This window comes from Microvirga sp. CF3016, assembly GCF_036314085.1.
GTDB lineage: Bacteria > Pseudomonadota > Alphaproteobacteria > Rhizobiales > Beijerinckiaceae > Microvirga.
In genome coordinates this window covers 164,596-176,984 of sequence record NZ_JAYGGM010000010.1, presented here as the reverse complement: position 1 = coordinate 176,984, position 12,389 = coordinate 164,596, and the positions used below count along the sequence as shown (strand labels likewise).

Below are 12,389 nucleotides of genomic sequence, written 5' to 3'. Positions count from 1 at the left end.
CTCAAATCGGGAGCCCACGCATGCCTGAAACCGCAAGTCTCGTCGCCTTCGCCCTGGTGGCTCTCGGAATGGTGCTGACGCCCGGACCGAACATGATCTATCTCGTGTCCCGCTCCATCTCCCAAGGGCGCGTGGCCGGGCTGATCTCCCTCGCGGGGGTGGCGCTCGGTTTCGTCGTCTACATGCTCTGTGCGGCGTTCGGCATCACGGCGCTGGTGCTGGCCGTGCCCTATGCCTATGACGCGCTGCGCTTCGGCGGAGCGGCCTATCTCGCCTATCTGGCGTGGCAGGCCGTCAGGCCCGGCGGACGCTCGCCCTTCCAGGTCAAGGGCCTTCCCAAGGACAGCCCGCGCAAGCTGTTCATAATGGGCCTTCTCACGAACCTGCTGAACCCCAAGATCGCCGTGATGTATCTGTCGCTCCTGCCTCAGTTCATCAGTCCGGAGCAGGGCAGCGTGCTGATGCAATCCATCGTTCTCGGCTTCACCCAGATCGTCATCAGCGTCAGCGTGAATTCCGTCATCGCCGTCATGGCCGGGTCGATCGCCGTTTTCCTGACGACCCGCCCCCGCTGGATGATGATGCAGCGATGGCTGATGGGCACCGTCCTGGGCGGCCTCGCCGTGAGGATGGCGTTCGAGGCGCGGCGATAGCGGGTTCTAACCGGCTGTCCAGACGCCGTAGAGGAGACTTGCTCCCAGCACCAGCACGAAGGCGGCGGCCAGAAGTTCGAGCCCCGCGATGGCGATGGCGCCCGAGGCCCCCCGTCCGCCGGCGACCTTCAGGGCCATGGTTTTGAAGAAGACCGCGAGCGCCGCAATGGCGCCGGTGGTGAGCGCCGTGCCGAGCGCCATGGCGAAGGTCGCCGCGATTCCGGCCGCGAAGAGGCCTTGCGATAGCGAAAAGACCAGGACGATGAGGGCTCCCGCGCAGGGCCGGATGCCGGCCGCGAGGGCCACGCCCGCCATGTCGCGCCAGCGGGTCAGGCGGCCAAGCTCCTCGGGCGGCGGCATGTGGACGTGGTCGCAATCTTCCTGGACGGGGGCATAGGGGTTGCGGGCCAGCGCCAGAACGCCCAGAACCTTGCCGGCCTTGCGCCAGGTCATGACGGCGCCGAGCAGGGCCACCGCGAGGAAGCTCGCCAGTTCCACGTTCATCGCGAGCTTGTTCATGGTTGACGCGGTGGCGCGCAGCGCCAGGCTGACGATGGACACGATCGCGATGGCGACCAGCGCCTGCACCAGGGCGGCTGCCAGGCTCAAGAGGAAGCCCTTGCGCAGCGCCTTCTCGTCAGCCACGAGATAGGCCGAAATCACACCCTTGCCGTGCCCGGGTCCGGCTGCGTGGAAAACGCCATAGGCGAAGCCCACGAGCAGCAGGGAGAACAAGGCGGAGCCGTTCTCCTTCATGGCCCGCACGCCGGCCTGGAGGCTGCCGTAGAAGCCCGACTGCACGGCCAGGATCCAGGCGCCGATGCTCCCCGAGGGTGTCGCTTCGCGCAGGCCCATGCCAAACGGGTTGCGTGGTGGCGGCTTGCTCAACGGACCGAGCCACAGCCCGATCAGTCCCATGGCCAGGGCGATGACCGCGACGGCCGCCAGCACGAGGCCGAGCCGACGCCACAGGGACGTCCGGCCGTCGCCCGGGAGGGCAGAGACATCCGACGTCAGGGACATGCGATGATGGCCCTGTTGGAATATTCGATGCCGATATCCTGCGTCTGGATCGCGCCTTCATCCTGCAGGATCTGCTGCATGGTGGCATCGAGCGGCTTGGCCTTGGCGATGCTCGTCACGCAGCCCTGCGGGGCATTGGCGAGCGATACGGCCGCCTGGCCCTCCGACAGGCTGAAATAGACGAAGAAGGTCGGGTCCTCGATCTCGATGGACACGGCGCCGGAGGGCACAGCCGGCGTCTTCAGCGGCAGGAAGAACGACATGGCGACCTGGGTCTTCTCCATGTTCATCCGTGCTTCGCGCGGCGAATCGAAGCTCTGCGGCTTGCCGCGGGCCTTCAGCACGGTGAAATAGTCGAACTCGTTGAGGGAGGCGGCGTTCTCGGTGGCGAGGTCCTGCAGCTCCTCCGGCGAGAGCTTGCCGTCGCCGTTCGTATCGAGGCCCTGGGTGACATAAGCCGTGTAGGCCTCGTCAAACGTCCAGTGATGGCGAACGCCCGTCACTTTTCCATCTGCCGCGAAGACGACCTCGGCCTTGGCGGTGACCCAGACATGAGGATGCGCAAGGGCCGGCGAGGCCAAGCCTAGGCTTAATGCCGCCAAGACAGATTTAAGACCACGATAGCGTGTCATGCATTGACCCGGAAAACGCGAGGCTTCCGACGCAAGGCCGGACCACGGGAGCTGTATGAGGGTTTCATGGTTAACAGAGGCGAAACGAAGGCGGGAGCCGAAGGGCTTGATTGACGGGTCTTGGAAGATATGTCAGCATTGCTGACATATTCCACAAATGAAGACCGGACGACCGGCAGTGGGCTAAAGGCCCCAGGAGGAAACGGATAATGACCGAAGGTCATGGCGCGCTCCGTAGCGTCACGCTCGACGACAAGTACGATCTCTCCAAGGATCACGTCTTCATCACCGGCACGCAGGCCGTGATCCGCATGCTGCTCATGCAGCGCGAGCGGGACCGGCTGGCTGGCCTCAGCACGGCCGGCTTCGTGTCCGGCTATCGCGGCTCGCCCATCGGCGGCCTCGACCAGAACCTCTGGCGCGCCCGGAAGTGGCTCGAGGCGTCCAACATCGTCTTCCAGCCCGGGCTGAACGAGGAGCTCGCCGCCACGGCGGTCTGGGGCTCGCAGCAGGCGGAAATCCGCGGCGACGGCAAGTATGACGGCGTGTTCGGCCTCTGGTACGGCAAGGGGCCGGGGGTCGACCGATCCGGCGACGTGTTCCGCCACGCCAACATGGCCGGCTCCTCGAAGAACGGCGGTGTGCTCGCCCTGATGGGCGACGATCATACGGCGGAGTCCTCCACGGTCGCCCACCAGTCCGAGTTCCACTTCGTCGACGTGATGATTCCGATCCTGAACCCGGCGGGCGTTCAGGAGATCCTGGATTACGGCCTCTACGGCTACGCCATGAGCCGCTTCTGCGGCACCTGGGTGGCGTTCAAATGCGTGAAGGACAACATCGAGTCGACCGCCTCCGTCGACGCGTCGCTCGATCGTGTGAAGATCATCATCCCGGACGATTTCACGATGCCGCCGGGCGGCCTCAACATCCGCAATCGCGACGGGGTGCTCGACCAGGAGGCGCGGCTTCAGGATTTCAAGCGCGACGCCATGCTGGCGTTTGTCCGCGCCAATAACCTCAACCGCATCGTGCTCTCCGGCGGCCGCAATCCGAAGATCGGCATCATCACGGTCGGCAAGTCCTATCTCGATGTGCGCCAGGCCCTCGACGAGCTCGGCCTCGACGAGGTCAAGGCGAACGACATGGGCCTGCGCCTCTACAAGGTCGCGTGCCCCTGGCCGCTGTCGCAGGCGGAACTGGTGGACTTCGCGCGCGGCCTCGACAAGGTCATCGTCGTCGAGGAGAAGCGCTCCCTCATCGAGGTGCAGCTGCGCGAGGAGCTCTACGGCACTGCCAATCAGCCGCTCTGCATCGGCAAGAAGGATGAGGAGGGGCGCTGGCTCTTCCCGGTGAAGGGCGCCCTCGATCCCAACGACATCGCGATCGTCATCGGCGAGCGGCTGCTCGCCTATCACAACAACGACGACCTGCGCGGGCGCGTGGCGCGGCTTCGCCATGCGCAGGACGTGCTAGCGATCACGGGCGACGTGGCAACCCGCGTGCCGCATTTCTGCTCCGGCTGCCCACATAATACCTCGACGAAGGTGCCGGAAGGCATGCGCGCCTATGCGGGCATCGGCTGCCACTACATGGTGCAGTGGATGGACCGCTCCACCGAGGGCTTCACCCAGATGGGCGGCGAGGGCGCGAACTGGATCGGCGAGGCGCCGTTCTCCAAGCGCGGCCACGTGTTCCAGAACCTCGGCGACGGCACCTATAACCACTCGGGCGTCCTCGCCCTGCGCTGGGCGATCCACACCAAGACCAACGTCACCTACAAGATCCTCTTCAACGACGCGGTCGCCATGACCGGCGGGCAGAAGCACGAAGGCGGGCTCACCGTCGACATGATCGCCCGCCAGGTGCGCGAGGAGGGCGTCGAGCGCATCGCTCTCGTCACCGACGAGCCGCACAAATACCCGAAGGAGATCCGCTGGCCCGCGGGCATGACGATCCATCACCGTTCCGAGCTCGATGCGGTGCAGCGCCAGCTTGCCGAAATCCCGGGCGTGACGGTGATGATCTACGACCAGACCTGCGCGTCCGAGAAGCGCCGGCGCCGCAAGCGCGGCGAGTTCCCGGATCCGGACAAGCGCGTCATCATCAACGATCTCGTCTGCGAGGCCTGCGGCGATTGCTCGGTGCAGTCGAACTGCGTCGCCGTGCAGCCGGTGGAGACCGAGTTCGGCCGCAAGCGCCAGATCGACCAGTCGAACTGCAACAAGGACTTCTCCTGCGTCCAGGGCTTCTGCCCGTCCTTCGTGACGGTGCATGGCGCCAAGATCAGGAAGGCCGTGCCCGAGACGCTCTCGACGGACGGCATGACGTTCAAGCCGCTGCCGGATCCGGCGATCCCGGCCATCGACCGCACCTTCAACGTGATCGTGACGGGCGTCGGCGGCACGGGTGTCGTCACCATCGGGGCAATCCTCGGCATGGCAGCCCATCTGGAGGGCAAGGGGCTGGGCATGATCGACATGGCCGGCCTCGCCCAGAAGGGCGGCGCGGTCTACAGCCACGTGCGGCTCGCCAACAATCAGGACGACATCCATGCCATCCGCGTGAGCGCGGAATCGGCCCATCTCGTGCTCGGCTGCGACCTCGTGGTGACCGGCACCAAGAAAGTCCTGGCTTCCGTGAAGGAGGGGCAGACGGCGCTCGTGGTGAACACGGCGGAGGTCATGCCGGGCGAGTTCACGCGCAATGCCGATTTCTCCCTGCCGACGGAACGCCTGAAGCGCGCCATCAGGTCGGCGGCGGGCCAGGAGGGCGTGTCCTTCGTCGATGCGACGGCGATCGCCACCGCGCTTCTCGGCAACGCGATCGCGGCCAACATGTTCATGCTCGGCTATGCCTACCAGGCCGGCCGCGTGCCGCTCTCTGCTGCTGCCATCGAGAAGGCGATCGAGCTCAACGGCGAGGCGGTGAAGATGAACCTTGCCGCTTTCACCTGGGGCCGCCGCGCTGCCGCCGAGCCGGAACTGATCGCCGCCATGATGAGCGAGCTCAAAGCGCCGACGGAATCGCGCAAGCTGTCCGAGACGCTGGACGAGGTAATCGAACGGCGGGTGGCGTTCCTCTCCGAGTATCAGAGCAGCCGCTATGCTGGCCGCTATCGCACCCTTGTCGAGCGGGTGCGTGCGGCGGAGAGCAAGGCCGTCGCCGGCTCGACCGTGCTGACCGATGCGGTGGCGCGCTCGCTGTTCAAGCTGATGGCCTACAAGGATGAATACGAGGTGGCGCGGCTCTACACGAACGGCCATTTCGAGAAACAGGTCGCATCGGCCTTCGAGGGCGAGAACCTGATTTACGAATTCCACATGGCGCCGCCGATCCTCGCCAAGAAGGACCCGGTCACGGGTGTGCCCCGCAAGATGAGCTTCGGGCCGTGGATGCTCAAGGCCATGGGCGTTCTGGCGAAATTCAAGACGCTGCGCGGTACGCCGCTCGACGTGTTCGGCTACTCCCACGAACGCCGTACCGAGCGCCGGCTTATCCGTGACTTCGAAGGGCTGATCGAGGAGATCGTTGCGAAGCTCGATGCCGGCAATCATGCGGCTGCGGTCGGCTTGGCCAACATCCCACAGAAGATCCGCGGCTTCGGTCACGTCAAGGAGCGGAACTTGAAAGCCGCGAAGGCGGAGGAGGCGGATCTCCTCGCCAAGTTCCGCGCCGGGCCGCAGCCGCTGCCGATCGCGGCGGAATGACAGCTGGAATTCTCCTCGTCATGGCCGGGCTCGTCCCGGCCATCCCGATCCTGTGAAGCGTCGTGCTTTTCGGATCGGGATCACCGGCTCAAGGCCGGTGATGACGTTTGAGATGCGGGAATCTCAGCTCTTCGCTTGACTCACCTCGACGAAGCTCTTCGCCACTGTCGGCACGTTCGCCTCGTTGAGCCCCGCCACGCACATGCGGCCCGAGCCCACGAGGTAGACACCGTCCCGCTCACGCATAACGTCGACTTGGCGGGCGCTCAGCCCCGTGTAGCTGAACATGCCGCGCTGGTTGGTGAGGAATCCGACATCGATTGCGTTCGACAGGGCGCGGATCTCCTCGGCAAGGAGCTTGCGCATGGAATCCATGCGGGTGCGCATCGTCTCGACGTCACTGGCCCATTGCGCCCGAAGGTCGTCGTTGCCGAGCACGGTCGCCACCAGAAGACCGCCCGTCATCGGCGGGCTCGAATAGCTGCGGCGCACGGCAAGCTTCAACTGCCCGAGCACACGCTCGGCCTCGTCCGCATCGCGGCAGACGACGCTCAGGCCGCCGCAGCGCTCGCCGTAGAGCGAGAAATTCTTCGAGAAGGAATTGGCCACGAGGCAGCCGGCGCGGTCCGCATAGCGGCGCACGAAGGCGGCATCCTCGTCGAGGCTGGTGCCAAAGCCCTGATAGGCCATGTCGAACACGACGATGTGGCGCTTGGCGAGAAGCACGTCCGTGACGGCGTTCTGCTGGCGCTCGTCGAGATCGACGCCGGTCGGGTTGTGGCAGACGGGCTGGAGCACCACGATCGAGCCGTTCTCCGCTGCCTCCAGGGCCTTGACCATGCCGTCGAAATCCACGGACCGGCTGGTGCTGTTCCAGTAGGGATAAGTAGCGGTCTTGAAGCCCGCTCGCTGGAACAGCCCATGATGGTTGTCCCAGGTCGGATCGCTGACCAGAACTGTGCGGCCGGGTGCGTGCTTGGCCAGGAAATCGGCCGCGATGCCCACCGCACCCGTGCCGCCCAGCGTCTGGATCGTGGCGACCCGCTTCTCGGCAAGAGCCGGATGCTGGGCGCCGAAGACGAGCTTCTGCACGCCGTCGCGATAGAGCGCGTGCCCTTCCATGGGCAGATAGGGCCGTTCCGCGAAGCCGATGCGTTCGTGGGCGGCCTTGACAGCGCCGAGCACCGGGATGCGGCCCTTCTCGTCCGTGTAGACGCCGATGCTGAGATTGACCTTCTCAGGCCTGGGATCGGCCTTGAAGCTGTCGTTGAGGGAGAGGATCGGGTCGCCGGCAAAGGCTTCGACCTGTCCGAACAGGGATTCCGTCATGCTGATCTCCAAGCCTGTCGCGGCGGCCTGCCGGCGACCGCATCGTTTCGCGTGCCGCGAGACCTATCCCTTGGGACGGCCTCTCGGCAAGCGCCTTCATGAAGCCTCAGGCGTCAAGCCGCCAATCGACAGGCTCCAGCCCCTTCTCGACGAGCCAGGCATTGGCGCGGCTGAAGGGGCGGGTGCCTCTGAAGTCGTTCAGCCGATTGAGCGGGGAAGGATGGCCTGCCTCGATCACCAGGTGCTTCGTCCGGTCGACCAGCGCGGCCCGCTTGCGGGCCGGGCCGCCCCAGAGCAGGAAGACAACGGCCGGCTGCTGCGCCGAGATCGCCGCGATGGCCTGATCGACCAAGGCCGACCAGCCGAACTTCATGTGCGCGCCGGATTGCCCGGCTTCGACCGTGAGCGACGTGTTGATGAGCAGCACGCCCTGCTTCGCCCATTTCGACAGATCGCCCGATTTCGGCATCGGCACGCCCAGGTCCTCCGCCATTTCGGCCAGGATCGTGCGCAGGGAGGCCGGGAGCCGCCGGGAGCCGCGGTAGGAGAAGGCGAGACCATGGGAGTCCCCTGGTGTCGGGTAGGGGTCCTGCCCGAGAATGACGACCTTGACCGTATCGAGCGGCGTCAGCGAGATGCTGGTGAACACGGCCTCCGGCGGAGGCAGCACCTGGGCGCCCGAGGCGATGACCGTATCGACCTTGGCCGCCACGGTCTCGGCGCTTCCGTCCTGGAAGAAGGGCAGTCTCAGCCACCCGGCGGCCTGAGGCTTGGCGCGGAAGTCGGCAAGGGCTTGGGTGATGGATCCGGTCATCGGAAGATCATGCCTTTCGGGAGAATGCGGGCTCTGTTGCTGCGCCGGCTCAATAGGTCGGCGGCCAGCGCTGAAAAAGACATCGGACGTGCTGCCGATCGAGGCTCCAGGACCGTCGACAGGATGTTACTTCTGTGACACGTTGCCGATCTAGGTTCCAGGGCTGTCAGACCCCCGGTTCCAATCTTCTACGAGGAATTCCATGATGCTTCAGAGCCGCCCTTCCGCTGCGTTTCGCGCCGGGTTTCTCGGATTGTCCATGCTTCTGTCGGGCACGGCCCTGGCGCAGGAGGCCGTGACCATCCGTTTCGTCCAGACCAACGACATCGACCGCATGAGCGCCGAAAAGGGCCGCGGCGGATTCGCCAGGCTCGCAACGGTGATCAAGGAGGAGAAGGCGAAGGGCAACACCTTCTTCGTCCACGCGGGCGACACCATCTCCCCCTCGCTGCTCTCGGGCTTCGACAAGGGCGCCCACATCATCGACATCCTGAATCGCATGGGCGTCGATGCCATGGCGCCGGGCAACCATGAATTCGATCTCGGCCCCGACGCCTTCCGTGCCCGCATGGCAGAGGCCAAGTTCGATGTGCTTGCCACCAACATCGTCGACGGCAACGGCCTGCCGGCGAACACCAAGCCCGACAAGATGGTCGAGGTCCAAGGCGTGAAGGTCGGCTTCTTCGGTCTCACCACCGAGGATACCCCGATCGCGTCGAGCCCCGGCCCCATCAAGTTCTCCTCCACCATCAACACGGCTCGCGCCAAGGCCAAGGAGCTGCGCGAGAAGGGCGCCGACATCGTCGTCGCTATCGCCCACACGCCGCTCGAGGTGGATATGATCATCGCCCGCTCCGCCGGCGTGGACCTGATCATCGGCGGCCACGACGAGCACCTGCTCGCCTTCTACGACGGCAAGGTCGCCCTGACGGAATCGGAGTCGCAAGCCAATTACGTCGCCGTCACCGAACTGGCTGTCACCAAAGCCACCAAGGACGGAAAGACCACCGTCACCTGGACGCCGAACTTCCGCCTCGTCGACAGCGCGACCGTCAAGCCCGATCCTGAGATCGAGGCCGTGGTGAAGGGCTATGAGGACAAGCTTTCCAAGGAGCTCGACATCGAAATCGGCGTGACGGAAACGCCGCTCGACAGCCGCCGCGCCACGGTGCGCGGAGGCGAGGCTGCCATGGGCAATCTCGTGGCCGATGCGCTGAAGGCCTCTGTCGGAGCCGACGTGGCCATCACCAATGGCGGCGGCCTGCGTGCCGACAAGCAATATGAGGCCGGCCAGAAGCTGACCCGCCGCAACATCCTGGCCGAGATGCCCTTCGGCAACACCACCGTGCTGCTGGAGGTCACGGGCGCCCAGATCAAGGCTGCGCTTGAGAACGGCGTCAGCCAGGTCCGCGAGCTCGGCGGCCGCTTCCCGCAGGTTTCCGGCATCGTGGCAGAAGTCGACGTGAAGGAGCCGGTCGGTAGCCGCGTGAAATCGGTCAAGATCAACGGCGAGCCGCTCGATCCCGCCAAGACCTACAAGCTCGCCACGAACGACTTCATGGCTCGCGGCGGCGACGGTTATCGCGTGTTCACGGAAGCCAAGCCGCTCGTCGACGTCTCGGCGAGCCAGCTCATGGCCACGCAGGTGATCGACTATATCGCCAAGGCTGGCAAGGTGGCGCCGAAGGTCGAGGGCCGCGTCGTCCTGCGCTAATCAGTCCGTTAGCGATCGTTCTCGCGCCGGGGCTCTTGAGGGTCCCGGCGTTTTTCGTGGAACGGTGTTACCGACGTGACGTTCGGGCGCATTCTTTATCGGCATGCAGCGCGATAGTTCGCCTGCCTCTGGTCAACGGGACAACAATAGGTAAATTCCCTCTCCATCAAAGACGTCTGCTGTGCCATTCTGGCCGCGCAACGGCGAATCTCCCAGTCAGAAGCGATCTCCCTTTGCAATATTACACGCGCCCTGAGTCGATCAGCCTGTCCCAGAAGCGGCGTCGCCGTTTTCTTGCGCGCGGCCGGCTGACCTTGTTCATGGGCCTGTTCGGCGTCGCGTTCATTCTTCTGACCTTCGGCTACATCGCCTGGGAGCAGCGCAACCGCCTGATCCAGCGCAACGAGGACGATCTCCGAAATGCCGCCTTCTTCCTGGCGGACCACACGGCCCGGCTCCTGGAGGTCACGGACCTGACTCTGAAGCAGACCACTGCTCTCCTCCAGGGGCAGAGTTGGGATCAAGTCGAAACCTCACGTCCCCTGTGGCAGCAGATCCATGCGGTTCAGGAGGCGTTACCCTATATCAATGACGTCTGGCTCAATGACTCGAGCGGGCGCCTACGCCTCACATCAGCTCAGTTCCCGACGCCTGCATCGAATATCGCGGGACGGGATGTCTTCAGTGCTCAGGTCAATGAGGACCAGGGACTGTTCGTCGGCGAGCCGATCCTGGAACGGGTGACGAAGGTGCCGACCTTCATGATCAGTCGCCGCATCCAGGATCCCAATGCAGGGTTCGGCGGCATCGCAGTAGTCACCGTCTCCCTGTCCTACTTCTACGATTACTGGTCCAAGATCCGGCTGCCGAAAGGCAGCCGGGTCGCTCTGCTGCGCGTCCCCGACGCAACGGTCATTGCGCAATTTCCTCCGCCGTCCGACGGACTCTCCTTCGCGCCTATCGACAAGGCGGCTTTCGACATGGCGCTGGGCTCAGCCCTCCGGGCCGGCCTCTACTCCTTCACCAGCATGGACCAGGAGCGTGTCGGAGCCTATCGTCAGGTCGGCGCGATGCCGCTTTATATCAGCGTCAGTATGCCGGAGGATGCCTATTGGACGCCGTGGTTCGTCCAGACACGGCTCTATGGCGCTTTCGCGCTGATCGCTCTTCTGGCCCTGATCGCCCTGACGGTTCTGGCCTCCGAGCAGTTCCACGAACAGGCCGCTAATGCAGCGCTTCTCGAGCGGCAGGTAGCGCTGCGGACGAGCGAATTGCGGACGGAAACCGCCGCGCTGGAGGTTCTCAACCGCACGGGCAGCGTACTCGCGGCCGAGCTCGATCTCGACCGTATCATCGAGAGCGTCGTCGATGCCGGGATCGAGCTGACCGAGGCCCAGTTCGGCGCCTTCTTCTGCAGCGCGTCCCAGGATGGAAAAGAACATTACGGGAAATTCGCGCCCGATGGGCTCCGCGAGGCTTTCGCCGCGCTCGATATTCGGGCCATCTGCGCTCCCGCTTTCCAAGAGGGCAAGACGGTTCGCCTGGACAACATTGCCATCGAGCAAGGACATGACGGCACGCCCTTCACCCTGGATGCCACGCCTGGCGCTCCCATCATCCGCAGCGTTCTGGCCGTTCCCGTGATCCTTCGCACCGGGGATACGCACGGCATCCTCGTCTTCGGGCACGAGCGGGCCGGCATGTTCAACCGCCGCTCGGAGCGCCTGCTGGCAGGCCTGACGGCCCAGGCAGCCATCGCGCTCGAGAACAGCCGCCTCTACCGCAACGCGCAAAGCGAAATCGAGGAGCGCAAGCAGGCCCAGACCCAGCAATCCCTGCTGATCCGCGAACTTCATCATCGCGTGAAGAACACCCTTGCCACCGTCCAGGCCGTGGTGGGCGCGACGGCGCGCTCCGCGCTCAGCATCGACGATTTCTATCAGGCCTTCGTCGGGCGCATCATTTCACTTGCCAACACGCATTCGCTTCTGACCGAGGCCGTGTGGCAGACCGCATCCCTGCAGGAGATCCTGGAAAAGGAACTCCGGCCCTACAACGATATTCGCGGCGAGAGGATCGTTCTCGAAGGTCCCGCCGTGGATCTGCCCTCCGAGGCGGCCGTGCCGATCGGCATGGCTATCCATGAACTGACCACCAATGCCGCCAAGTACGGCGCCTTGTCGGTTCCCGGCGGCAAGGTTGCCATTTCCTGGGAGGCCGAGCCGGCTGAGGATGGGACCCGGCTGAGGCTCACCTGGGAGGAGCGGGGAGGGCCCGCCGTTTCGGCGCCCACACGCCAGGGGTTCGGCTCTCGCCTGCTGCACCGGGTGCTGGCCACGCAGCTCAACGCCAAGGTCGAGACGGATTTCCATCCGACGGGATTGCGCGTGGCGATCGATGCCATGCTCAAGCAGGCGCGGTTCCCGGAAATGAGCGTCTGACACACTCGGGTGCAAACTCGATTTGCAGCCGATTCCGGTGATGCGATGAGGCGTCCTGTTGGCGGAGCTGCCT

Annotated in this window: 8 protein-coding genes; 4 read left to right on the top strand and 4 right to left on the bottom strand. The window is 64.9% G+C overall.

The window, feature by feature from the left end:
• The first annotated feature begins 20 nt into the window (after positions 1 to 20).
• Positions 21 to 653: a LysE family translocator gene (locus tag VB672_RS16335; RefSeq protein WP_329785255.1), complete on the top strand. Its 633-nt coding sequence runs from the start codon at positions 21 to 23 to the stop codon at positions 651 to 653.
• A gap of 6 nt (positions 654 to 659) precedes the next feature.
• On the opposite strand, the gene VB672_RS16330 is transcribed toward VB672_RS16335, so the two are convergent.
• Positions 660 to 1,676 (bottom strand): nickel/cobalt transporter, encoded by a 1,017-nt coding sequence (locus VB672_RS16330; protein WP_329785254.1) that lies wholly within the window; start codon positions 1,674 to 1,676, stop codon positions 660 to 662.
• A complete protein-coding gene (locus tag VB672_RS16325; protein ID WP_329785253.1) occupies positions 1,667 to 2,308 on the bottom strand; it encodes a DUF1007 family protein in 642 nt (213 codons plus the stop codon). The genes VB672_RS16330 and VB672_RS16325 overlap by 10 nt, the downstream gene beginning before the upstream one ends.
• 209 nt (positions 2,309 to 2,517) lie before the next feature.
• Here VB672_RS16325 and VB672_RS16320 point away from each other — a divergent pair, with 209 nt between their 5' ends.
• Positions 2,518 to 6,018, top strand: a complete 3,501-nt coding sequence (locus VB672_RS16320; protein WP_329785252.1) for an indolepyruvate ferredoxin oxidoreductase family protein — start codon at positions 2,518 to 2,520, stop codon at positions 6,016 to 6,018.
• Positions 6,019 to 6,141: 123 nt separating this feature from the next.
• On the opposite strand, the gene VB672_RS16315 is transcribed toward VB672_RS16320, so the two are convergent.
• Both VB672_RS16315 and ung read right to left on the bottom strand, forming a co-directional pair.
• Positions 6,142 to 7,347, bottom strand: a complete 1,206-nt coding sequence (locus VB672_RS16315; protein ID WP_329785251.1) for an amino acid aminotransferase — start codon at positions 7,345 to 7,347, stop codon at positions 6,142 to 6,144.
• A gap of 106 nt (positions 7,348 to 7,453) precedes the next feature.
• Positions 7,454 to 8,161: a uracil-DNA glycosylase gene (gene ung / locus VB672_RS16310; protein ID WP_329785250.1), complete on the bottom strand. Its 708-nt coding sequence runs from the start codon at positions 8,159 to 8,161 to the stop codon at positions 7,454 to 7,456.
• Positions 8,162 to 8,363: 202 nt separating this feature from the next.
• Here ung and VB672_RS16305 point away from each other — a divergent pair, with 202 nt between their 5' ends.
• Entirely contained in the window at positions 8,364 to 9,875 is a 1,512-nt protein-coding gene (locus tag VB672_RS16305; protein ID WP_329785249.1) for a bifunctional metallophosphatase/5'-nucleotidase, read from the top strand.
• A gap of 233 nt (positions 9,876 to 10,108) precedes the next feature.
• Positions 10,109 to 12,316, top strand: coding sequence for an HWE histidine kinase domain-containing protein (locus tag VB672_RS16300; protein ID WP_329785248.1), 2,208 nt, complete (start codon positions 10,109 to 10,111; stop codon positions 12,314 to 12,316).
• Positions 12,317 to 12,389 lie beyond the last annotated feature (73 nt).